Annotated in this window: 19 protein-coding genes; 2 read left to right on the top strand and 17 right to left on the bottom strand. The window is 71.6% G+C overall.

Features of this window, described 5'->3' with window-relative positions:
- Positions 1-32: 32 nt before the first annotated feature.
- From IE311_RS37070 to IE311_RS37065, 7 genes are all read right to left on the bottom strand, one after another.
- The gene (locus tag IE311_RS37070) at positions 33-4,022 is read right to left on the bottom strand and encodes a golvesin C-terminal-like domain-containing protein (RefSeq protein WP_189831091.1); all 3,990 of its coding nucleotides are present in this window, start codon (positions 4,020-4,022) and stop codon (positions 33-35) included.
- A gap of 108 nt (positions 4,023-4,130) precedes the next feature.
- A complete protein-coding gene (locus IE311_RS09145) occupies positions 4,131-4,673 on the bottom strand; it encodes a hypothetical protein (protein ID WP_189831090.1) in 543 nt (180 codons plus the stop codon).
- Positions 4,674-4,901: 228 nt separating this feature from the next.
- A complete protein-coding gene (locus tag IE311_RS09140; RefSeq protein ID WP_189831089.1) occupies positions 4,902-6,644 on the bottom strand; it encodes an RICIN domain-containing protein in 1,743 nt (580 codons plus the stop codon).
- Between the two features lie 142 nt (positions 6,645-6,786).
- Entirely contained in the window at positions 6,787-7,755 is a 969-nt protein-coding gene (locus IE311_RS09135) for an alanine--tRNA ligase-related protein (protein ID WP_229901804.1), read from the bottom strand.
- A gap of 228 nt (positions 7,756-7,983) precedes the next feature.
- Positions 7,984-8,376 (bottom strand): VOC family protein, encoded by a 393-nt coding sequence (locus IE311_RS09130; RefSeq protein WP_189831088.1) that lies wholly within the window; start codon positions 8,374-8,376, stop codon positions 7,984-7,986.
- Complete coding sequence (locus IE311_RS09125) at positions 8,373-8,675, bottom strand: ArsR/SmtB family transcription factor (protein WP_189831087.1); 303 nt, start codon at positions 8,673-8,675, stop codon at positions 8,373-8,375. The genes IE311_RS09130 and IE311_RS09125 overlap by 4 nt, the downstream gene beginning before the upstream one ends.
- A gap of 134 nt (positions 8,676-8,809) precedes the next feature.
- Complete coding sequence (locus IE311_RS37065) at positions 8,810-10,822, bottom strand: choice-of-anchor A family protein (protein ID WP_189831086.1); 2,013 nt, start codon at positions 10,820-10,822, stop codon at positions 8,810-8,812.
- Positions 10,823-11,431: 609 nt separating this feature from the next.
- On the opposite strand from IE311_RS37065, the gene IE311_RS09115 reads away from it, so the two are divergent.
- Positions 11,432-13,222, top strand: a complete 1,791-nt coding sequence (locus tag IE311_RS09115; protein ID WP_189831085.1) for a bifunctional metallophosphatase/5'-nucleotidase — start codon at positions 11,432-11,434, stop codon at positions 13,220-13,222.
- A 27-nt stretch (positions 13,223-13,249) separates the two neighbouring features.
- Here IE311_RS09115 and IE311_RS09110 read toward each other — a convergent pair whose 3' ends face one another.
- Positions 13,250-13,882 (bottom strand): flavodoxin family protein, encoded by a 633-nt coding sequence (locus IE311_RS09110; RefSeq protein ID WP_189831084.1) that lies wholly within the window; start codon positions 13,880-13,882, stop codon positions 13,250-13,252.
- A gap of 66 nt (positions 13,883-13,948) precedes the next feature.
- Here IE311_RS09110 and IE311_RS09105 point away from each other — a divergent pair, with 66 nt between their 5' ends.
- Positions 13,949-14,314 (top strand): MerR family transcriptional regulator, encoded by a 366-nt coding sequence (locus IE311_RS09105; protein ID WP_189831083.1) that lies wholly within the window; start codon positions 13,949-13,951, stop codon positions 14,312-14,314.
- Between the two features lie 135 nt (positions 14,315-14,449).
- On the opposite strand, the gene IE311_RS09100 is transcribed toward IE311_RS09105, so the two are convergent.
- The 9 genes from IE311_RS09100 to IE311_RS09060 form a co-directional block, all read right to left on the bottom strand.
- Positions 14,450-16,045: an alpha/beta hydrolase gene (locus IE311_RS09100; RefSeq protein WP_189831082.1), complete on the bottom strand. Its 1,596-nt coding sequence runs from the start codon at positions 16,043-16,045 to the stop codon at positions 14,450-14,452.
- Positions 16,046-16,238: 193 nt separating this feature from the next.
- The gene (locus tag IE311_RS09095; RefSeq protein ID WP_189831081.1) at positions 16,239-17,264 is read right to left on the bottom strand and encodes an aromatic ring-hydroxylating oxygenase subunit alpha; all 1,026 of its coding nucleotides are present in this window, start codon (positions 17,262-17,264) and stop codon (positions 16,239-16,241) included.
- A 1-nt stretch (position 17,265) separates the two neighbouring features.
- Complete coding sequence (locus IE311_RS09090) at positions 17,266-17,490, bottom strand: recombinase-like helix-turn-helix domain-containing protein (protein WP_189831080.1); 225 nt, start codon at positions 17,488-17,490, stop codon at positions 17,266-17,268.
- 29 nt (positions 17,491-17,519) lie between these two features.
- Positions 17,520-18,455: a PDR/VanB family oxidoreductase gene (locus tag IE311_RS09085; RefSeq protein WP_189831079.1), complete on the bottom strand. Its 936-nt coding sequence runs from the start codon at positions 18,453-18,455 to the stop codon at positions 17,520-17,522.
- A gap of 115 nt (positions 18,456-18,570) precedes the next feature.
- Positions 18,571-20,205: a thiamine pyrophosphate-binding protein gene (locus tag IE311_RS09080; protein ID WP_189831078.1), complete on the bottom strand. Its 1,635-nt coding sequence runs from the start codon at positions 20,203-20,205 to the stop codon at positions 18,571-18,573.
- 9 nt (positions 20,206-20,214) lie between these two features.
- Complete coding sequence (locus IE311_RS09075) at positions 20,215-21,003, bottom strand: SDR family oxidoreductase (protein ID WP_189831077.1); 789 nt, start codon at positions 21,001-21,003, stop codon at positions 20,215-20,217.
- An 18-nt stretch (positions 21,004-21,021) separates the two neighbouring features.
- The gene (locus IE311_RS09070; RefSeq protein ID WP_268257173.1) at positions 21,022-21,777 is read right to left on the bottom strand and encodes an SDR family oxidoreductase; all 756 of its coding nucleotides are present in this window, start codon (positions 21,775-21,777) and stop codon (positions 21,022-21,024) included.
- Positions 21,770-22,291: a cupin domain-containing protein gene (locus IE311_RS09065; RefSeq protein ID WP_189831076.1), complete on the bottom strand. Its 522-nt coding sequence runs from the start codon at positions 22,289-22,291 to the stop codon at positions 21,770-21,772. Before IE311_RS09065 ends, IE311_RS09070 begins: the two co-directional genes overlap by 8 nt.
- On the bottom strand, positions 22,282-23,067 hold the full coding sequence (locus tag IE311_RS09060) for an alpha/beta fold hydrolase (protein ID WP_189831271.1): 786 nt from the start codon (positions 23,065-23,067) through the stop codon (positions 22,282-22,284). Before IE311_RS09060 ends, IE311_RS09065 begins: the two co-directional genes overlap by 10 nt.
- Positions 23,068-23,167: the final 100 nt, after the last annotated feature.

The following is a 23,167-nucleotide window of genomic DNA, read 5'->3' as shown; positions in this document are numbered from 1 at the left end:
TCAGAGGGTCAGTGGGGCAGTGGGTCAGTGGGTCAGAAGATGTCGGCCAGGCCCGTGGTCACCGCCTGGGCATAGCCGGTCGTGCCCGCCTTGAGCGGATGGAAGGACTCGCGGCTGACGCAGAACGGATCGACGACGCGGGGGTCGATGCAGGCGGCGCCGCTGTCGAAGTCGCCCTCGCTCTGCGGGGCGAGGACGATCCCGTTGAGCCATTCGTCGCTCTCGCACAGACGATGGCCCTCGAACGCGGATCTGACGTCGACGAACGCGACGGGGATCCGCTCCTCGTCCCTGAGGTACGTGGCCACGGAGAAGTGGCTCATGGCCATGTAGTTCGCGCCCTCCGACAGCGTGGTGATGTCGAAGTCGCTCAGGAACACCTTGCGGCAGCTGTCCGCGGTGGGTTTGACCACGTGCGGGTAGCCGACGAGGACGATCACCGCGTTCCTCGCCTTCGCGTGGATCGCGCGGATGACCGATGCCGGACCGGCCTGTGCGCAGCTCGTCGACAGGGTGTCGCAGAAGGCCTTCTCGATCCCCGCCTGGACCGATTCGCTCGACGGGCATTTCGTCGTCGCACAGGTCCGCAGGACGTCGGCGAACCCGGCGTCGTTGCCGCCGACGCTGAGCGTCACCAGGGTGGTGTTCTCGTCCAGAAAGCCGGAGTTGAGCTGGGCGACCTCCCTGAACTGCCCCTCGGGGGCCGCGGCGTCGAACTTCCAGCCGTCCCGGGTCCAGTAGCCGCCGGCGTCGTCGGTGAGCAGCTCCGTCGACCGCGCTCCCGAGCAGGCGAGGAACGCGAAGTCGAGTGAGGGGTCGGCCGCGTCCGCGCGCTGCCCGACGGGTGTGGCGGTGCCGGGCAGGGACATCTTCCGCGGCCAGGCGTGCCTGCTGCGGTGGCAGGCGTTCCAGTCACGGTTGCCGTAGTTGTTGTCACTGACGACGGTGTAGTCCTCCGCGCCCTCGCCGGACGCGTAGGAGTCGCCGAGGGACACGACGAAGTCCTTCGGTTTTCCGGGCAGGGGTACGAAGGCCATCGCGTCCCAGGCGATGTCGTCGTCCCCGGTTCCGTCCTTCGTCCGTGTCGAGAGGCGCACCGTCGGCGCGAAGTCCCCGCGGAGGTCGAAGACTCCCAGGTTGACCCAGGTGTTGGCGCGGTGACGGGTGGGGACGACACGTTCCTTGGTGCGGCCGTCGGGCAGGTCCACCTCGTATCTGGCCTGCTGGGTGAAGGCCGCGCTGCTCGGCATGTGGACCATGATCCTGGTCCACGCGTCGGTGGGCGCGTCCAGCCGCCAGGTGCCCGTGATGTTCAGCCGCTCCGCCTTCTGGGTCCCCTTCTCACGGGTGTGGCTGAACCAGGTGTGGCTGCCGAAACCGGTGTTGCCCAGCTGGTGCAGGTCGATACGGGCGGGGAAGGCGTTGATCGCCGGATCGCGTTCGAAGGTGAAGGTGAACTCGCCCGAAGAGGTCCAGTTCCTGGTGCAGTTGTAGACCGGGGAGCCGGTCGGCACGTCGTCCACGATCCGCGCACCCGCCGGCAGCCCCGCCGTGCCGCACGCGGGGGCGATCTTGACCTGTCCGTCGCCGGGTTCGGTGAGTTTGGTCTTGTAGGTCATCGTCTCGTTGCCGCAGCTGATCGAGCAGTCCTTCCAGGAGATCGACCCGGTCCACCACAGCTGTCGGTAGCAGGCCTCGTCGGGGCAGTCCGGGACGGCGTCGGGATCGCAGTTGTTGACCGAGGGGGAACACAGGGCGAGGCGGGGTGCGATCAGCGTGCTCCGGTCACCGGCGGTCGACCACCAGGCGGCCTGGTAGCCATGGGTGTTCCCGTTGTCCTGGACACCTGAGTCGTTGTACGAGCGGCCCGTGTCGATGGGCCAGGCGGCCCAGCCGAGGACCTTCTCCTGGTACGGCCAGTTCTGGGGTCTGGCGGCGTCCGCGTAGTGGTTGTTGTCGAGGAACGGTCTGCGGTCGGCCGGGTACTTCGGGTTGGCCGGGTTGTTCAGCCAGCCCATTCCCCACTTGTCGGTGCCCTCGGTGGCGCCGGGGGCGTTGAACCCCAGGTTGTAGTTCCACAGGGCGAGGTACCAGTTCTCCAGCCGCATCGGATCGTCGTCGTTCACCTTCATCGGCGTCGGGAGGTTGTGCAGTTCGTTCCACTTGCCCTGCAGGATCTGCAGCGACCGGGCGACGTTGGTGGCGTAGTCCATCGTGATGGCCCGCTTCTGGAACGCGGTGTGGACCGGGGAGTCGGCCCGCATTCCGTCCGTCACCTGGCCCACGCCGTATCCGCAGTCGGCCTTCTTCGGGTCGGTCCAGTTGATGTCCCAGTCGTTGTTCGGATCGGCGTCGTAGAGGGGCAGCCCGTAGTAGTTGCCGATCAGGGGGTTGCCGTACTGGCCCGGCAGGGTGTGCTTGGAGGCCTGCCACATGTTCGACTCCTGGGCCAGGATTCCGAGCATGATCTGGGCGGGCACCCGCTTGCCCGCTGCCGCGCCCGCCAACGGGAGCGAGGGGAAGAGCCCCTGCGGGGACCAGGGCGCGTCCAGGCCGGCCTGCTTCCAGCCGGAGAGGCGCAGGGCGTTGGTGTTGTTCAGCAGGTTGCGTACGGCCAGGTCCACCGCCCACTCCAGCTGGTTCGGGGTCGGCTGGTACACCTGTGTGCCGACGTCGTTGCGCACCACGGCGCACCGGCCGCCGCTGTCGACGGGAGAGTGCTCGACGTCGCCGCCCGCCGGGCCGTACGGGGTGGGGCCGGGGGGTGTGGTCTTCGGGGCGGTCCCGGTGGCGGGGGCGGTCGGTGAGGACTTCGGGGCGGCCCCGGTGGACGCGGCGGGCGGGGCGGCGAGGGGCGGGGCCCCGTCGGTGCCTCCGCCGACCGGCACGGTGAACTCCAGGGTCCGCCCCGTCGTCGTGTCCCTGGCCGTGATGCGGGCCGGCAGCGGTTCGTCGGGCGCGGGATCCGGGGCGCCGCCGGAGGTGCTCTCGGCGGCCTTCCCGGGCGGCGGGCCCGGCAGGGCGCTGGTGATCGCGAGCCGTCCCCGTGTGGAGAGCTCCTCGCCGGCGGCGGAGGTCACGCGCCGCGTCGAGGCGGGCAGCGTGCGGGCGGTGGCGGTCGGCGTGCCGGTGAGGAAGACCCGGCCGGCCGCGCCGCGGACGAGGCTGAGCTCGCCGAGCCGGCCCCGGGCCAGCTCGGCGACCCGGCCGTCGCGCCAACGCACCGCCCGTACCCGGTCCCCGTCCGCCTGGAGGAACTGCACCCCCTGCTGGGCGTCGGGAACGAGACGGAAGGCCGAGCCGTCGGTCTTCGCCAGTGCGGTGGCTCGTCCGCCGCGGGCGGGGAAGCGCACGAGCTCGCCGGCCCGGGCGGCGACGATCCCCTCGGCGGTGGGCACGGCCGAGGTGATCTGCCCGTCGACCGTGGCCCGTCCCGTCACCCGGCCCGTCGCACCGTCCACGGTCACCAGCCGGGTCTTCCCCGCCCGGGTGAAGCCGGCCTGGGTGAAGACCGCCGACTCACCCGTACCGCAGCCGGGGCTGTAGTAGTCGAGGGAGGAGGTGAAGGGCAGATGGCGGACGGTGCCCTTGTCGAGGTCCACCACGGCCGCGAAGCCTCCGGCCTCCGACAGCGCCTCGGTGTTGGTGAACTCCCTCGGCGCGTAGGTGACGAAGGCACGTGTTCCCGAACCGGTCACGCACAGGTTCCCGATCCACCGGTCGGTCTCCAGGCCTTCGCGGCGCAGTACCGCCGCCTCGCGCCAGCGGTACGCCTCGTCGCTGCGCGCGGTGAGGACGTGGAGTCCGGCCGCGTCCCCCACGAGGGTGACGGCCCGGTCCTCGGCGGTGCGCCAGCCCGGCGCCAGATCCCGGTCGGGCTCCCGCACCCGGTCCGGGGGCGGGTCGGTCGGCGCCTGCCGGGCGTCGGCGGCCGCTCCCGGGGACGTGTCGAGCCGCGGGGGCACGGGGAGTGCCGTCGCGTTCGGGGTCCCGGCTTCCAGCAGCAGCCCGAGGGCGAGCACGGCGGTGCCCAGGGCGGCCCACCGTCGGGCGCCCGCTCCCGCCGTCCTCCCCGTTGCTCTTGCTCTTCCTCTTGCTCTTCCTGTCGCTCCCCTTGTCACGTCCATCGGCTAGTACCAGCCGGTGCAGTACGAGCGGCCCTGGGCGTCCAGGTAGACGCAGGCCTGCACCTGCTTGTACGTCGGGTTGTAGTACATCCCCGACCAGGTGGCGATCGTGTTGGTGCCCACGGACGTGGTCCAGCCCTCCTGTCCCAGTGCGCGCGGTCCGCGTCCGAACTCTTCGCCGCCGCCACCGCGGTTTCTGCGATTGACGTAGACGTGGCCGCCGCCGCTGCCCGTCATATAGGTCGCGCGCGCCCAGGCGTACTGATCGCCGTCCGTCGTTCCCGCCCGCAGGTCGATGCCTCCGAAGGGGTGCGGCTCGCCGAGGGCGTCGCTCGGGCCCCGCTGCCAGGTCTGGATGTTCGGGTTGTGCCCGTCGCAGCCGAAGGTGGCGCACGCGGTGGCCCTGGCGGACGCCTCGCCGGTGAGGGCCGCCGTGCTGCCCAGGGCCAGCAGAAGGGCTGCCGTCGTCGAGCCGAGACGCCGGGCGCGGATACGCCGCCCACGCCTCTCGTCCTGCGTGACCGGGTGGGTCGTGTTCCTGTTCATGTCGGATCTCCCTGTCGTGACTCGTCCGGGCCGCGGCCGTGCCGGCACGCGTGGGTGCCGGGCGCGGACCGGCTCCTTCCTGACGGCACGAGCGTGGGAGCGAGCGTGCTTGTCCTGGCCGGGGAACCGCCGTCGGCACAGGTCGGGCGGGTGCGGCGGGTGGACAACGGGCCTCGTCCACGAGCGACGGTCCTTGTCCGCGGACAACGGAGGTCCTCCGGCGCCGGGTCAGGGGCGCCAGAGCATCCAGGGGTCGTCCGCGCAGGACGTCTGGAGCACCTGCTCCAGGTCCGTGCCTCCGGGGCGGATCGCGACGCACTTGCCGCTGTTCCGGTTGATCAGCTGCCAGGCGCGGTGGGCCGCACGGTAGCGGAGGGTCCACAGCTGATCGGGAAACAGCCCCTCGTCGTCGCCGCACACGTACTGGGTGACGATGGCGTCGTCGGTCGTGCGTGCCGCGTCGACCGAGAGGCACAGACCGCTGAAACGGTTGCGCAAGGCGTACGCCGTTCCCGCGCGGTCGCTGTGCTCCGGTGTCAGCCGCCAGAACTGCTCCGTGTCGGCGGCGCAGGTCGTCTGCACCATGCCCGCCGCCGGGATGTCGTTGCCGCGCGGCGCGGACAGACACATCCGGCTGCCCACATCCGTGAGGCGGAACAGGCCGTCGGGCAGCGGGGGTGCGGGATGCCCGGCCGGATCGCCGGCGCCGACCGGGTCGGCCGGGCCCGCGCCCGGGGACGCGGAGGGCGTGGCGGCGGGGCGCCCGGAGGCGGGGGCGGAGGAGGGCGGTGAGGTTCTCGTGCCCCCTACCGGCTGTCCGGAGGCGCCGGAGGACACCGAGGTCGTCGGAGGTGGGGCGGATGTCGCCGTGGTGGGCTTCGGGCCGGCGGTCGGAACGCCGGGGGTGGACGTGGCCCCCGGGGGCAGCAGGATCGTGGCGTTCACGACGGGCGGCGCGGCGGCGGCGCCGGTCACGGGGGCGAAGCCGCGGCCGATGACGAGGCCCGCGGCACCGGCGACGAGGGTCAGGGACACGAGCGCCGCCGCGGCGACCACGACCGCGTGCCGACCGAGCCGCCCCTCCGTCGAACGCCCGCCGGACGCCCGCACGGCACGGTCCCCGCCCCGTGCCGTGCTCGCGGGGGCGAGGTGATCCGTGATCGCGAGACGGTGCGAGATCGCGAAGCGGTCCGTGGCCGGGAGGAGCGGTGCGGCCCGGGGGACCAGCTCGTCGGCGTACGGGCCGAGCACCTGCCCGCTGACCCGCCACTGCAGCACCGCGACCTCGTCTCCGTGCTGCTGGAGCAGGCACGAAAGCCGCGCCAGGGCCCGGAGGTGCCGGACGTCGGCGATCGTGTCCCCGTTCACCGACCACACCTCGATCTCGGTGGCGAGCCGGCGGGCCACGGCGTGCGCCTCCCGTACGCCGGCGAGCCGGGCGAGCGCGTCGTCCGTCCGGATCACCGCTCCCGGTAACTCCATGACCATAGGGGGCAGTTCGGCCGTCGGGGCGCCCGGACCTTCGGCGGCCGGCCCCGCATCCGCCCCGGTCCGGGCGGCCAGGAACGGGCCCTGGAGCAGCTGGACGATGGAGAGCAGCACCCGGACCAGCAGCACGGCGTCCGCGGCGGCCGCCTCGGCCCGGACCAGCGCCTCGCGTACGGAGACCTCCGGCTCCGCCACGGCCCGCGCCATGAGCGCCGCGGCGTGCAGCAGGCGCGCGCGCTCCAGCATGGCCTCCCGCCCGCGCGCGTCACGGAACCGGTCCCGGACCACCGCGTTGAGCCTCCCCAGGGGGACGGTGCTCGCGCCCGACCGGTACTCGCTCCACAGGGTCCGCCCGCCGCCGAAACGGTCCGCCAGCTCGCGTACGGTGAGCTGTGCGGTGATCTCCCGCAAGAAGCCCGCCAGTTCGTCGGCCGCCGGGGTGGCCCCCTTCACGGGGCCCTGTCGACGTCCTGTCCGTGCCATCGCTGAACTCCCTGTCGTCCGTGTGCCTCCGTCTGGTCGGACCCGAGAGAACAGGGCGGCGCCGCACCCGTCCACAACTCACCGGTGAATTGACCGATTGACGTGCGGGGTGACGCGATTGCGACGGACCACGCGCCGGTCCTCACTCCTGCCGCAGGGCCATGATCAGGTCGCGCGGCAGACCGTGGGTGTCATGGAGGTAGTGGAGTTCCTCGTCGAGCAGCAGTCGCCGTACGTCGGCAGGGTCCATGTCCTGCCGGAAGTGGTCCAGGGTGTGCTCGGTCAGCTCGGACGGCAGGTCGCCGAGACCCCGCGTCGGATCGTCGCGCCACAGCACGGTGAGCACCCTGCGGACCAGACGGCGCAGCACGTAACCCCGTCCGGTGCTGCCGGGGCGCACCCCGTCGCCGATCACGACGACGGACGAGCGCAGATGGTCGGAGACCCGCCTCAGCGACTGCTCCTCCACCGGCCACATCGTGGGGACGAGCCGGCGCCAGGGATCGAAGACGTCGCACTCGAACACCGACGGCCGCCCCTGGCGCAGGGCGGCCGGCCGCTCCAGACCGAGCCCGGTGCCGATGTTGCGCTGGGGAAGCGGCACGAGGGAACCGTCGTCGAGCCGACGGTGGCGCATCATCACGTGGTTCCACACCTCCACCCAGCGGTCGTCCCGGGTGGGTGTCGAACGGGGCGGGGTGTCCCCGCTCCAGAAGAAGATCTCGGAGTCGGGGCCGCACGGGCCGGTCGGCCCGCTGGACCACCAGTTGTCCTCGACCGTCGGCTCCACTGGCACTCGGCGGTTCTGCCAGAACTCCAGGGAGGCGCTGCCCCGGCCCGATCGTTCGTCTCCCCCGTACACCGTGGCGTGGAGGAGGCCCGGATCGACACCCAGCCCCTCGGTGAGCAGCCCGTACCCCCGGTCGAGGCTCTCGGGACCCTCGTCCAGGTCCGTCGTGCGCAGACAGCGCTGTACGTTGACGAGGCGCCGGCCCAAGGGGTGGGGCCGCCCCTCCAGGTACGGGGTGAGCGGGTGCATGCCGGAGGTCGTGAACAGCACCGGATCGCCGGGCGGCGGCAGGAGCGTTCGTCGACCGGGCGGAGAAGCCACGGGAACCCAGAACCACCGGCGGACCGTTTCCGGTCGCCGGTGGGAAGAGGAAGGTCAGACGGCGGCAACCGGCGAGCTGGTCGCTCGCGCGGTCGCGGTGAGGCTTCGGCCGGTGACGTTCATACCGCCGACGATGACGCGCGGCCGTCCGGCGGGCACCCTATGTTTCACGGGCCCCGGACCGGACGTCCGCCGTCGCCGCCGCCGGACTGTGGTGACCTCTGCCCGCTACGCCGGCTCGGTCGCGATCTGGATCAGGTTGCCGCAGGTGTCGTCGAATACGGCGGTGGTGACGGGCCCCATGTCCAGGGGCTCCTGGATGAAGTGGACACCCAGGCCGTGCAGACGCGCGTACTCCGCGTGCACGTCGTCGACGGCGAACTGGGCGAGCGGGATTCCGTCCTGGACGAGCGCGTCGCGGTAGGCCTTGGCGGCCGGGTGGCCCGTGGGCTCCAGGAGGAGCTCGGTGCCGCCGGGCTCGTCGGGCGACACGACGGTCAGCCATCGGTCCTGCTCCCCCACCGGGACGTCGTGCTTCTTCACGAAGCCCAGGATCTCGGTGTAGAAGTGCAGGGCCTTCGCCTGGTCGTCGACGAAGACACTGGTCAGATGGATCTTCATGGGGTGTTCTCCTCCGGTCGGGATGCGTCGGGCGCGAGCCAGCGATCGGCTATCCGCCGCAGCGGAGCCGTGTTCAGGTCGTGGAACTTGTAGCGGCCCTCCCGCCTGGTCTCGACGAGCCCGGCGGCCTCCAGCACGGCGAGGTGCTGGGAGACGCCCTGACGCGAGATGCCGAGCTGGTGCTTCATGCTCAGTCGCGAGCAGATCTCGAACAGAGTCTGTCCGGACTTCAGCGTGAGCTCGTCGAGGATGGTCCGGCGAGTCGGGTCGGCCAGGGCTTTGAAGAGGTCGTCGGCCACGCCTCCAGGATAGGCAAGTTTTCACTTGCCTATCAAGTCGAGGGCCGCTCGCCCCAGGACGAACACCTCTGCCGAAGCGACGCACGGAGCCGCGCCCACGGTCACGTCGGACGGTGGGCGCGGCTCGTTGTCGCTCAGACGGCGCCGATGCGGTTCACACCGCTCTTGCCGCTCTTGGTGACCTTGTCAGCCTTGCCGCTCTTGGTGCTCTTGCCGGCCTTGCCGCTCTTGGTGCTCCGGTCGCCGGGGCACGAGCCGTACCCCTGGTCCTCGCCGTAGCCGTCTCCGTAACCGTCGCCGTAGCCGGATTCGTCGCCGTAGCCCGATTCGTCGCCGTAGCCCCCGTCCTCGCAGGGCTCATCGGCGCGGCTGTTGTCCAGCCGGGCCACGACGACCTTCTGGTCGCCGTCGACGACATAGGGGCCCGTGACCGGATCGGCGGGCAGGACGTAGCCCTCCGGGACGGCGGTCTCCCTCAGGTAGTAGGAGCCGTTGTCCAGCTCACCGAAGGAGCAGAGACCCGCCACGTTCGTGGTGCACGGTGTCCCGACGCGGGTGTCGGGGTCGGTGCCGTCCGTCTGCAGGCCGGTGCGTCCGTTGGTCTCCTCCCACAGCTCGAAGCTCGCGCCCCGCAGCGGCAGGCCGCTGTCCGCGTCGGTCTTGAGGAGCTTGACCGATCCGGTGCCGGGCGGGACCGGTGTGCGGCTGTTGGTCGCGGTGACCTGCACCCCGGCTGCCGCGTTCGCCTCCGTCAGCACCAGCGGACCGAAGACGGCCTGCGACGGAAGGTCGTACCCGTCAGGAGCATCCGTCTCCTGCCAGTAGTACGTCCCCGTCTCCACCGTCCGCTCGCACACACCGTCCGCACCCGTCGTGCACGCGGCCCCCACCTGCGTGTCGGGGTCCGCCCCGCCCGTCTGCAGACCCGGCACCCCGTTCGTCTCCTCCCACAGACGGAACGTCGCACCCGGGAGCACCGCACCCGACGCCGCGTCCGTCTTCAGCACCCGCACCTCACCGGTGACCGTGTTGGTCCCGTCGCAGTCCGGAAGGTCGCCGTTGAACGGGTACGCGTGGAACTCCTGGCCGCCGCCGCCCGACGCGGCGCTGGTGTGGGTGAGGGAACCCGTCGTGAAGAAGCGGCCGTTGATGCCGGGCAGGGTCACCGTCGTGCTCGACGACTGGTTGCCGATGAGGAAGCTGCCCTGGAACTGGCCCGTGCCGACGAGGTTCACCGCGGTGGCGTCGGGAAAGTTCCACAGCAGTCGCTCGCGGTACGAGTTCAGCGGGTCGGTGTCGTCGTCGATACCACCGCTGTAGGTGTTGATCGTCCGGGTGGGCCCGAGGACGTTGACGAGGACCGTCGCGGTGTCGGGGATGTTCGCGAAGACGACCCCCTGCTGGCCCTCGCCCGCCGTCTGCAGGTCGAAGTTGACGTTGAACACCTGGAGTTGCGAGGTTCCGTCGCCGGTGAAGAGCGTCTGACCGCCTTGGTTCACCGCCGTGCCGGTGGGCGTCCGCGGTGCGCCGTCGACACGGGCGTAGCACTGGCTCGCGTCGGTGAGCTGGTCGCGCAGTCCGGCGTAGGGTGCGACGGCGTTCTCGTCCTCGATCAGGGTGCCGGTCACCGTTCCCGAGACGGCCCCGGCGTGGCGGACGATTCCCTGTTCGCCCAGGAGGCCGCCGGTGGTGTCGAGGGTCTGGCCCGCGGCCACGGTGACGCCACCGCCGGTGGTGAGGAAGTCCGATCCGTCGGGCGGGGGGACCCTGGATCCCACACCGACGATGCCGAGGTTGTACGTGCCGCCGGCGGCGGCGTCCTTGTTCTGGTCGAAGTCGTCGAGGACGACGACCCGCCCTTCGGCCTCCGCGGCCCGGCCACGGACGAGGAAGTCGTTCCCCACGAAGATGTTGATCGCGTCGTCGCGTCCGGCGATGTCACCGTTGTCGATCTCGGGGAACTCGTCGGGGCAGTCCCCGGGGACACAGGGGCCGAGGCCCCCGGGAAGCGGGGCCGCGAGCGCGACGGACGCCGTCGGGCCGAGCATGAGCGCGGGGACCGCGACGAGGGACACGGCGCACGCGAGTCCGGCGGACCCGGCGCGTCCCCAGGGGCGCGGGGGTCGTCGGTGACTGAGTGGTCTCATGGCGCGAGTCTCGGTTCCCGGCGATCGGCTCACCACGCGCGGTGCCCCGGCGTTGATCCGCTCGGGGACGCCGCTCACCATTTGGCATGAAAGGCACCTGCCAGATGGAGCAGGGGCGACGAGTCACCCCCGGGGGATGCGTTCCGCCGCAGGTCACGAGGGTGGGCGGCCGGACCGGACACCTTCGGAAAACGGTCGATGACCGGGACGGTCGGCGACCGGGTCCGTTCCCTCCGGCGGCGTCGGCCCCCGCACCGGTATCCGGACCCGTGGGCCGGTCCCCCGACCCGCGCGATGGGCTGCGGCCGGGGTCGGGCGAAGAGGCGGAGGCGCGGAGGCGCGGAGCTCGACCGGGCCGTGGGCGAACAGGTGGCGCGGCAGGATCAGCAGGACCGGGTGCACACAGGCCACCGCCCGACCGCCGCCGGGCGCCGTTTTCGGCTGTGGGATCACGGCAGTTGGGGCGTCGGCCAACCCGCGTTTCCGCCGGGTCCCGCTTCGCTGAAGCGGTCATTCCCCATGCCTTGGAGCGCAGTACGACGTTCATGGCCATGACACCGACAAGGGCTGGGATGAGTGTGCTCGTCCCACTCCGAAGGAGTCATCGCCTTGAGAAACTTCCTTCGCCGGATCGGCGTCGTCGCCGCGGGCACCGCCCTCCTCGGTGGCGCACTGTCCGTCTCACCGGCAGCCGCAGACGACACCGTCGACGTCCAACTCCTCAGCATCACCGACTTCCACGGCTATCTGCAGCCGCCCACCGCCGGGCAGGGCGGATCCATCCCCACCGGGCGCGGGACCTCGGTCACCGTCGGCGGCGCCGCCTATCTCGCCACTCACCTCATGCAGTTGCGGGCCGACCGTCCCCGCTCCGTCACCTTCGCCACCGGCGACAGTTTCGCCGGCTGGCCCTTCGAAGTGGACGCCTTCCAGGACGAGCCGACGATCGAGGTCCTCAACAAGCTCGGCGTGCGCTTCTCGGCCATGGGCAACCACGAACTGGACGTGTCCCCGGAGTTCCTGGTCGAGCACATGGAGGACGGCCGGTGCTTCGGCACGGTCGACGTGGACAGCTGCTTCACGGACTCCACCGGCCGGCGGTTCCACGGCGCGGACTTCGACTTCCAGTCGGCGAACATCGTCCACGCGGAGTCCGGTCGCACCGTCGTGGACCCGTACCGCGTCGAGTGGTTCCGCTCCCCCGGCGGCAAGCGCGTACCGGTCGGCTTCATCACCACCACGGTGGAGGGTTCCGTCACCAACTCGACGTCCTTCCAGCCGCGTCTGCGCGCCCTCGACCAGGCGCGGACCATCGAGCGCTACACCAGGGAGCTCAAGCGCCGCGGGGTCGAGGCGATCGTGCTCAATGTGCACGAGGGCGGCTCGCCGAAGGACCCCACGACCGCGGGCCCGAACGCGTGCGACTCCGTCTTCGGGCCGGTCTTCGAACTGGCGAAGAGGGTTCCGGCCGAGATCGACGCGATCGTCACCGGCGACTGGCACTGGCGCTTCAACTGCATGGTGCCCGACCCGGAAGGCGTACCCCGCCCGATCGTGGAGGCGGGCAACCACGGCGCCGTGATCAGCGAGATCAACCTGTCTCTGGACACGGCGACCGGTGAGGTCCTCCGGGACCGCACCCGGTCCGTCAACCACGCGGTGACGCGTGACGTGGCGCCGGACCCCGAGGTCCAGAGGATCGTCGACCACTGGGCCCGGCGCGGAGCCGAGCGGTTCGCCGAGCCGCTCGCCGAGCAGACCGGCTCCTTCACCCGTACGCCCAACCCCGCGGGGGAAAGCACGGCGGCCGACCTGTACGCCGACGCCCAGTACTGGAACGCCAACCGCACCCGCGAGGGGCGGGCCGATCTGGCGCTGATCTCCGCGCGGCCCGCCAAGGGCAGCAACGCCGTGAGGGGTGATCTGCCGTTCGACAGGGGCAGCCACCCCGCCGACGCGAACGGGCGCATTCTGTTCGGCGAGGCCTGGAACGCCTACGGCTACGGCAATCCGGTCCTGACCGTCGGTGTGAAGGGGCGGCAGCTCGACGCGATCCTCGAACAGCAGTGGCAGACGCAGACCGACGGGACGGTGAAGTCCGCGCCCCTCGCCGTCTCCCGCAACGTCTCGTACAGCTACAACCCGGCGCGGCCCGTCGGCGACCGGGTCTCCCCCCGGGACGTGGTGATCAACGGCCGGCCGCTCGACCCGGCGCGTACCTACCGGGTGGCCGCCCTCGCCTACACCGTCATCGGAGCCGACGGATACGGTGCCTTCGCGGGCTACACCGCACCCGTCCGCAACGGACCCGACCACGAGAGCTTCGTGGCCTACCTCAAGAGCCGCGGGACGATCTCCCCGGCACCGCTCAACCGCGTCCGCGTCCGCGCCATGTGGTGACGCGGCCATCGCGGCGGGGCCGCCGGATCAGACCAGGGAACCGACGGCCCGCTCGGCGTGCGCCTCGGCCGGGAACAGCGCCGGCCGAGTCTCCCCCGCGAAATAGGTCTCCGCCCGGGCCATCGCCCGCGCGTCGTCGCGGACCTGGCCCGGCCGCGAGCCGTTTCCGAGCAGGACCCCGCCGAAGCGCATCCGCAGATACGCCGCCGTGTTGTTGAGGGTGGTGACCAATCCGTCGGCGACCGCCTCGTCCTCCTCCGCCATGGCCGTCACCGCCCAGAGCGTCCGTCCGGCCATCCGCTTCTTGAAGTCCAGGCCGGGTACTCCGAGCCAGCCCGACCAGTAGTCGAGGTAGCGCTTGGTGTGGGCGGAGAGGGTGTACCAGTACAGCGGCGAGGCGATCACGATGTCGGTGGCCTCGAGCGTGGCCTCCCGCAGCGTCCGTTCGCTCTCCGGGACCGGCCAGTCGCCGTCCTCGTGACGTCCGTCCTGGAAGTCCGGCAGGGGCAGTCCGTTCAGGTCGATCCATCGCCGCGGTACGTCGGCGGGCAGCGCCTCGGCGGCGGCCCTGGCGAGAATCTCCGTGTTGCCGTCGGCGCGAGAGCTGCCCAGCACGAACAGGAACGAGCGGTCCGCGGTGAGCGGGGAATGATTGGTCATGGCTGGACGCTAACGGTTGACACTGGTGTGAAGGTCAATCCGGGACGGGCGGAAGGCAGGGCACGCATGCTGATCGGGGAGTTGTCCCGACGCACCGGGGTGAGCACCCGGCTGCTGCGCTACTACGAGGGGCAGGGGCTGCTGGAGGCCCGGCGCGGCCCCAACGGCTATCGCTCGTACGACGAGGAGGCGGTGGCCACCGTCCGAAAGATCCGTGCCCTGCTGGCCGGCGGACTGTCGACGGAGGTGATCCGGATCGTGCTGCCCTGCACCGGTGAGGACGGGTCGGCGTTCGACTGGTGCTCCGACATCCGGGAGCTGATGCACCGTGAACTGGCGGCCACCGATGCCCGTATCGACGAACTCAGCCGCCGTCGCGGCGTCCTCGCCGCCTACCTGGACGAATCCCGGCCCCGAGCCCATGTGAGGTAGCGGTGTCCGTGCCCGCGCCACGACGGTGGTACGGCAGTGGGGCCCTCGTGTCACGAGGGCCCCACTTCACGGGCGGTTCACCGAGACGGTCGGAGGCGGATCGCCCTGTCGGTCACCCGTGGTCCGCCGTGGCGGTCAGAATCGGTTCTGGCTGCCCGGGAGGCCCTGGGGCGTCGGCAGCGGCAGCTGCAGGCGGTTCTGCGCCTGGGCCGCCGTGGCCCGGCAGGTCAGGTCCGCGGCTGGCAGGGTGCCGGTCGTCAGATAGGCGGTGGCGGTCTTGTCGGCGCAGGACTTGGAGCCGTAGATGCCGTGGCCCTGGCCGCCGAGGACGGTGACCATCCGGGAGCCCTTCATCGACCGGCGCAGCCCCTGTCCGCTGACCAGCGGAGTCTGGGAGTCCCATTCGTTCTGCAGGATGAGCGCTCCGACGGAGTTGTCCACCTTGGTGGCGGGCTCGGAGCCGTCCTTCCAGAACGCGCACGGCTTGATGTTCGACGCGAAGTCTCCGTACAGCGGGTAGGTGACCTTGTCGCGGATCGCGTCGCGACGGTACTGCTCCGGGTCGCGCGGCCACGAGCGGGTGTCGGCGCACGCCACGGCCCAGAAGGCCGCGTCCGAGTTGTCCGAGGGGACATCGCGGGCGAACGACGGCGGTACGGGACGGGGCGACGTGCTCTGTCGCGAGGGAGCCGCGGACGGCGTCCCCTCGGCGGCCTTCTTGAGCTCGGCGATCGCCTCGGCGGCGCCCTTCACGTCGAAGAACATGGCCCGGCCGGCGCGGATGTCGTCGCCGGTCAGGAGCATGCCCTGGAACTCGATCGGCTTGCGCTCCGCCTGGGCGACCAGATCCCAGAAGGTCTTGCCGACCTCGGCCGCGGTGTCGCCGAGCCCGTACGTCGTGTGCCGATCGGCGGTCCACTGGCTCCAGCGCGTGAACGCCGGCTCCGCGCCCTCCGCCCACACCTGGATCATGCCGCGCCAGATGCGCTCCGGGTCGACCGCGCTGTCCAGCACGAAGCGGTCGGTGCGCTTCGGGAACATCTGCGTGTAGACGGCGCCCAGGTACGTGCCGTAGGAGTAGCCGAGGTACGAGAGCTTCTTCTCGCCGAGCACGGCGCGGATGACGTCCATGTCCCGTGCGGTGTTGCGGGTGGTGAGGTGGGGCAGGACGGCGCCGCTCTTCGCCCGGCACTTGTCGGCCACGGTCCGGGCCCAGCGGACGTCCTTGTCGAACGTCGAGGCCTTGTACGGACGCTGCCAGTTCAGCTCGTCCTCGTTCAGACCGCAGCTCACGGGCGAGCTCTGGCCGACGCCCCGGGGGTCGAAGCCGATGAGGTCGTACTGCTCCTTCACCGCGGTCGGAAGCTCAGGGCTCATCCACAGGGGCATGTCCAGGCCCGGACCGCCGGGGCCGCCGGGATTCAGGAGCAGGACACCGCGCCGCTTCTGGGGGCTGGTCGCCTTGATCCGGGACACGGCGACCTCGAGCGTCCTGCGGCCCGGACGGGTGTAGTCCAGCGGCACCTTGAGCGTCGCGCACTGGTAGTTCGCCGGCGCCTGCGCGTCGCAGCGCTTCCAGTGCGGCTTCTGCTGCATGTACGGCTTCAGGGAATAGGCGGAGGCCGTCGGACGGGGGGCCGGGGCGGCCGACGCGACGGCCGGCGTGAGCGCGGGCACGAGCGTCGCGACCGCGCTGATGGCCACGAGCGGTGCTATTCGTCTGTTTCGCACAGAGAGTCAGATCCTTGCGGGAGGTGGATGATCTGTCTCATGCACCCTTGCTCAGCCAGCAGTTGTGCGAATCCCCCCGGCGGTCGCCTTCGCGTCCTTCCCCAGGAGGAGCTCGCCCCGGCGAATGGTTCCCGAGGCGGAGAACGCGACCCGCCGTTTTCCCGTCCGGCCTGTCCGGCACCCCGCCGGACGCTCATCCTCCGGCCGCACCCGCCGACGACTGCGCCTCGGCCTCCGCACGGTACAGCCGGCGGAGCCGTACCACTCCCAGGTCGTGCTGGTACAGGTTCTCCCGCTGGTCGGCGTCGGCGGGCATGGCCTCCAGCATCACCCGGTCCTGCTCCAGCACCTCCCAATGGCGCTTCTCGATCAGCGTCTTGTACAGGAATCGCCAGGACGCGCGCTGCCAGTCCTCGACTCGGCGGTAGCGCCAGAAGAAGACACCGGACCGCTGCTCGTCGACGGGGCAGACCATGCCCACGATGCCGAACGGCCCGCCCGGGCCGGCGGACGGCGGATACGGGATGGACAGGTCGACCCAGTCGACGCCGGTACGACACAGTTCGACCCAGTCGAAGTTGACGCCCCGCTGGTCGGTCTTCTCGAAGAAGTAGCCGCGATCGGTCTCCCGGATGCGGAACTTGGCGGTCGTGTCGCCGGCGAACATGGTGTGCGACTCGTGGTGGAGGAAGGCGCCGTGCATGGGGTCGAGCAGGTTCTCCACGGCGTACCGCCAGGGCACGTCCCACTCGGCGTAGCAGAGGAACGCGTCGACGGCGGGGTCCGTCAGGGGTTCGGGCAGGGTCAGTCCGGCGGGCTCGGGGTGCTCCTCGTCACCGAACCAGGCGAGGATCGCGCCGCCGGCCTCGCGCACGGGCAGCGAGGTGACCAGCTTCTTCCCCTCCAGGTTGCAGCCGGGCAGACCGGGCACCGAGGTGACGGTGCCGTCGGTGCCGACCTCGACACCGTGGTACCAGCAGGCCACCCGGTCGCCGAGGTGCTTGCCCAGCGACAGGGGTGCTCCCCGGTGCGGGCAGCGGTCGGCGAGCATGGCGAGCGTTCCGTCGGAGCGCCGGAAGAGCAGCCACTGCTCGCCGAGCGCGGTCACCTTCCGCATGGCGCCGGGGGCGACGAAGCGGGAGGGGACGACGGGGTGCCACTGGTTGCGGAGGCCGGTGGCGTAGATACGGCCGGCGGTGGCGGTGGACGACAGCGTCATGTCAGGCTCCCAGGCGGTTCATCTCGGCACGGAAGGACTCCTCGGTCCACGGCGCGCCGTCGGCGGTGTGCACCTTGCGGGCGTTGAGCCCGCGTACCACGTCGGTCAGTTCGTGTCCCTCGTGGGTGAAGACCTCTTCGAGGGTGGCGGCGAGCTTGTACTCGTACGGGGTCGGCTCGTGCGTACGGGACTGGTGGACGTCCAGGTACGGCCAGGTATCGGTCACGTTCTCTCCTGAGGAGGCGGGGGAAGGGGTCACAGATCGAGGACGAGCCGGCCGGAGGCGCACCGCGAGACACAGATCATCATGGTGGCGCCGGCGGACTGTTCCGCGTCGCTGAGCAGGAAGTCGCGGTGGTCGGGCGTGCCGTCGAGCACCCGGGTCTCGCAGGATCCGCAGATGCCGTCGCGGCAGGAGCTGTTGACCGCGATACCGGCGCTCTCGGCGGCGTCGAGGATGGAGGTGCGGGCGTCGACCCGGAGGGTGAGGCCGGAGGTGCGGCACTCGACCTCGAACTCGGCGTCCTCCCCCGTGCGTTCCACGGTGGGCGCGGTGAAGCGCTCCAGTCGGAGGCGGTCCGCCGGGCAGTGTTCCTCCACGGCCGCGAGGAGGGGTTCCGGGCCGCAGGAGTAGACGAGCGCGTCGTCGGGCAGCCGGGTCAGTGCCGTGTCCAGGTCGATGTGTCCCAGCTCGTCCTGCGGGACGAGTGTCACGTCGTCGCCGAGGAGGGAGAGTTCGGCGGTGAAGGCCATCGAGGCGCGGCTGCGCCCGCCGTAGACCATGCGCCACTCGGTGCCCCGGCGGGTGGCCTCGCGGGCCATCGCGAGGAGGGGGGTGATGCCGATGCCGCCGGCGACGAAGACGTACGAGGCGGCGTCCTCCAGCGCGAAGTGGTTGCGCGGTGCGGAGACCGTCACGGACTGGCCGGGGCGTAGCTGGGTGTGGACGAAGCGCGAACCACCGCGCGAGGAGGGCTCGTTGAGGACGCCGATCCGGTACGTGCCCTGGTCGTGCGGGTCGCCGCACAGGCTGTACTGGCGGATGTGCCCCCCGGTGTGCACATCGATGTGGGCGCCGGGTGTCCAGGCGGGCAGGGGTTTGCCCTCGGGGTGGGTCAGCTCGGCGGACAGTACGCCCTCGGCCTCCCATGTCATGCGGTGGACGATCAGCTGCAGCGGGTTCTCGCTCATGGCCTGGTGCCTCCTTACCGGCGATCGGGCAGTGCGGGTGCGGGACGGGACCGGACTGGGCCGTCTCTCTCGGGTCGGGCAGTATCCGAAGGGACGGCCTGTCCGAAGAGACGGCCTAGCGGCCCGGGATCCGTACGGGTGGTGTGAAGGGGGTCTTCATCGGGCCGAGGGCGGTGAGGTCCACCTCGACGAGCGTCGGCCCGTCCGAGGCGACGGCCTCGGTGACGACCGGTGCCGCGTGTTCCTCGGCGGCGATCCGCAGGTACGGCAGGCCGCAGGCGCGGGCGAGCAGTTCGAAGTCCGGGGTGACGAGGTCGACACCGGAGCGACGCTCGCTGTGGCGGTCCTGCATGTTGCGCAGCACGCCGTATCCGCCGTCGTTGAAGACGATCAGGGTGAGGCGGGGCCGCTCCTGGGCGAGGGTGAGCAGTTCGCCCAGGTGGACGGCGAGCCCGCCGTCTCCGGCGAGGACGACGGTGGGGGCGCCGGGCCGCGCGAGCGCCGCTCCGATCCCCATGCCGAGGCCCTGGCCGATGCCTCCGCCCCGCGGGAAGACGTTGTCCCGGGGGTCGTACATCTCGAGGAGGCGGTTGCCCCAGCTGCTGGAGGGGATGGTCACGTCCCGGGCGACGACGGCCTCGCGCGGCAGCGCGGCGCGGATGGCGTCGCAGATCGCCGCCTGCGGGCCGATGCTGTCGTGCAGGGCCTCCCGTACGTCGGTCCTGACGGCTCGGACACGTTCGCGCCAGCCGTCCTCGGCGGGCGCGGCGTACCGGGTCAGGGCCGTGAGAGTGGGTGCGGCATCGCCGTGCAGGGGGTGCGTGGCGGGGTGGACCCGGCCGAGGGCCGCCGCGTCGAGGTCGATCTGTATGTGGGCCGCGGGCAGGTCCAGGGTGTAGTCGGCGGTCTCGTTGGAGCGGAAGTGGGTGCCGATGGTGAGCAGCACGTCCGCGTCGGCGAGGAGGGCCCGGGCGGCGGGGGTGGTGGCGAAGTTGCCGATGACCTGGTCGTGGTCCTCGGGCACGCTGCCGCGCCCGGAGTTGGAGGTGAGCAGTCCCGCTCCGGTCGTCTCCAGGAGCCGGGCGAGTTCGGCGCGGGCTCCGGTGGCGCCGCCGCCGGCCCAGACGAGCGGGCGGCGGGCGGTGGCCAGGAGGGCACCGGCGGCGGCCAGTTCGCCGTCGGTGGGGGCGGGTACCGCGGGGTACTCGGGGACGGCGAGGCCGTCGGTCTGTGGGGCGTACTGGAGGTCGATGGGCCACTCCACGCTCGCCGGTCCGCCGGTTCCGCCCGGTCCGCCGAGCGCGGCGCGCGCCGCCTCGCGCAGGACGCGGCCCGCCCGTTCGGTGTCGGGCACGGTCGCCGCGTGGGCCGACACGGCGGTGAGCATGCCGAGCTGGTCCTTGGTCTCGTGGATGAACCCCCGGCCGCTGCCGAGGAATTCGCTCTCCACCTGGCCGGTGACGTGCAGGACGGAGCTGCCGGCGCTCAGCGACTCGATCAGCGATCCGGCGGCGTTTCCGGCGCCGGTTCCGGTGGAGGTCAGGGCGCAGCCGAGGGAGCCGCGGGCCCGTCCGTAGGCGTCGGCGGCGTTCACGGCCGATGCCTCGTGCCGTACGGGGACGAAGCGGAGCTCGCGGTCGACGGCCTCGACGAGCGGCAGATTGTGCACGCTGACGATGCCGAAGACGGTGTCGATGCCCAGTTCGCGCAGGACGGCGACGAGGAGATCGCCTCCGTTGTCGTAACGCATGGTGTCTCCTCAGAGGATGGAGCGGCCGACGCCGCCGCACACGTCGATGGCGGTACCGGTGATGTACGAGGCTCGGGGTGAGAGCAGGGTGACGACCGCGTAGGCGACCTCCTCGGCGCGGCCGAGCCGGCCGAGGGCGACGCCCCGGTCGGCGGCCAGTTCCGCCTGCCAGTCCTCGTAGCTCGTGCCGGTGGCTGCCGCGGCGTGGCGGCGGGTCCATTGGCCGGTGTCGATGAGGCCCAGGCACACGGAGTTGACCCGGATGGCATCGGCGGCGAGTTCGGCCGACAGGGACTTGGAGAGGTTGAGGATGCCGGCGCGGGCGGCGCTGGTGGTGATCAGCCGGGGTTCGGGCTGCTTGGCGAGGACCGCGTTGATGTTGACGATGCTCGCGGCCTCGGAACGGGCGAGGAACGGGCGTGCGGCGCGCAGGGGGTTCAGCACCCCGGCGAACTTGAGCTCCAGTTCGTCGCGCCAGTCCTCGGCCGTCGAGTCGTCGAGGCCCTTCATACGGGACTGTCCGGCGTTGTTGACGAGTCCGTCGACGCCGCCGAAGGTGTCGGCGGCGCTCCGTACGAAGCGGTCCACGGCTTCGGCGTCCCGGACGTCGCAGACGCCGGTGAGCAGGCGGTCGGGTCCGGCGCCGAGCCGGGCGGCCGCCGTGGCGAGCCGGTCGGCGTCACGGCCGCAGGTGGCGACGCGGGCGCCCTCGTCGAGCAGGGCGCGGACCGTGGCCAGGCCGACGCCCGAGCTTCCGCCGGTGACCACGATGGTGCGGTCGGCGAGGCCCAGATCCATAGGGGGTTCTCCTGCGCTTCAGTTCATGGTGAAGCCGCCGTTGACGGCGATCACCTGTCCGGTCAGATAGCGGGACTCCTCGCCGAGCAGGTGGGAGACGATCCCGGTGAGGTCGTCGGGCTGCTGCGGCCGGGAGACGGCCCGGTTCACGCGGTAGAGGTCGTGCCGCTCGGCGGGCACGGTCTCGGTGGCCTCGCACTCGGTGAGTCCGGGGGCGACCGCGTTGACGGTGATCCCCTTGTCGCCGAGTTCGCGTGCCATGGCCCGGGTGAGGGCGATGACCGCTCCCTTGGAGGCGATGTAGTGGGCGAGGCGCGGGGAGCCGTAGAGGGCGGCGTCCGAGGCGATGTTGACGATCCGGCCGGGTGCGGCGAGGAGCGGGTACAGGGCCTTGGAGACCAGCCAGGGGCCGCGGGCGTTGACCGTCATCAGCCGGTCCCACACCTCGATGTCGATGTCCTGGAACTCTCTTCCGCCCACGCCGTTGGCGAGCGCCGCGTTGTTGACCAGGCCGTACAGCGGGCCGATCGCCCGCACGGCGGCCGCCAGCGCGGCCACCGATTCCGGGTCGGCGACGTCGCAGCGTACGAAGTGGGCGTCGATGCCCTCCGCGCGCAGTTCCGCGGCAGCCCGCTCGCCCCGCTCCCGCTCCAGTTCGGCGAGGACCACGCGGAAGCCGTCCTCGCCGGCCCGGCGGGCCATGGCCAGTCCCAGGCCACGGCCCGCTCCGGTGACGACGACGGTGCGTGCGTCGGCCGGGGGCAGGTCAGCCACGGGTGACGCCGTGCATCGGCGAGTACTCGGGGTAGGTCGGCACCTGCGGCTTCTGCGTGCCGATGACGACGCAGAACAGGGCGTCGGTGTCCCCGTTGTTCTTCAGGGAACGGGTCACGCCGGCCGGGACGACGATCATGTCGCGGTACCCGAGGGTCCGGTACTCGACCTCGTCGGGGCCGCGGTGGATGCCGACCTCGACCTCGCCCTCCAGGACGAAGAACGCCTCTTCGACGTCGTGGTGGGTGTGGGCCGGGCCCTCGGCGCCGGGCGGCAGCAGCATGTTGGAGAAGGTGAAGCCGCCGGAGGGGATGATGCGGCTGTCGCCCTCGTGGTTGCCGGTGGCGCCGGAGCCGACGTAGCGGATCTGGCCGCGGCGGAACTGCGGGCCTGCCTTCTCCTGGAAGGAGAGGGTGTCGAAGTCGGCCACCCGGGAGTCCTTGGTGGCGATGAGGGAGTCGGTGTACGCGGCGAGGTCGTCGCCGTTGTCGTAGGCGGTGGTGGTCAGAGGCATGGGGACAGCTCCTGTTCGGGGATGCGTGCGGTGATGCGGAGGTGGGAGAGGACCCAGGCGTTGAAGCGCCCGGGCTGCTCCTGGTTGGCCAGGTGACCGGCGTCCTTGACGATCACGAAGGCGGTCTTGTGGAGGGCCCCGGCGACGGCCTGGCTGCCCTCGATACCGGTGACCCGGTCCTGGTCGCCGCAGAGGACCAGCGAGGGCGCGGCGACCGTGGGCAGTTCGGCGCGGAGATCGGCCGAGGCCATGGACTCGGCGGCGTACCCGTAGCCGGGGAGCCGTACCGAGGCGGCCATGGTGTCGACGACCCGCCGGACCAGTTCGGCCGGGGCGCCGGGTGACAGCAGGCGGGGGCCGCGTGCCTCGGCGAAGGCGCGCGGGCCGAGTTCGGCGAGTTCGGTGGCGCGGGCCCGCATGCCCGCCGCCTTCGTCTCGTCCGTGCCCGAGCCGGGGCTGGAGTCGGCCACGATCACCGAGGCGACGAGGTCCGGGTGGAGGGTGGCCAGCCGCAGGGCGATCACGCCGCCCCAGGAGACACCGAGCACATGGGCGCTGCCGCCGCGCTCCCGGATGATCCGGGCCGCCGTGTCCGCGAAGTCGTCGAGGGTGAGGGGGACTTCGGGGTCGGGCGACGAGGCGTAGCCGGGGGCGTCCCAGGCGACGACCCGTGCGTACAAGGAGAGTTCGGCGAGCTGGGGGGCGAAGGCCGCCGAGGACGAGCCGATGCCGTGGAGGCAGAGGAGCAGGGGGCCGTGGTCCCCCGCCTCCTCGATGTGGACGTCCGCGGGGAGGGCGGTGAGGGCGTCCGCGGAGAGGGAGGGGCGGCCTTCCGTGGAGACGGAGGGGAAACCGTCTCTGGAGTCGGAGGGGAAG

The sequence above is a fragment of the Streptomyces zaomyceticus genome (assembly GCF_014656215.1).
Classification (GTDB): Bacteria; Actinomycetota; Actinomycetes; order Streptomycetales; family Streptomycetaceae; genus Streptomyces; species Streptomyces zaomyceticus.
The sequence above is the reverse complement of the archived record's forward strand: the minus strand, read 5'-3'. Positions and strand labels throughout refer to the sequence as shown.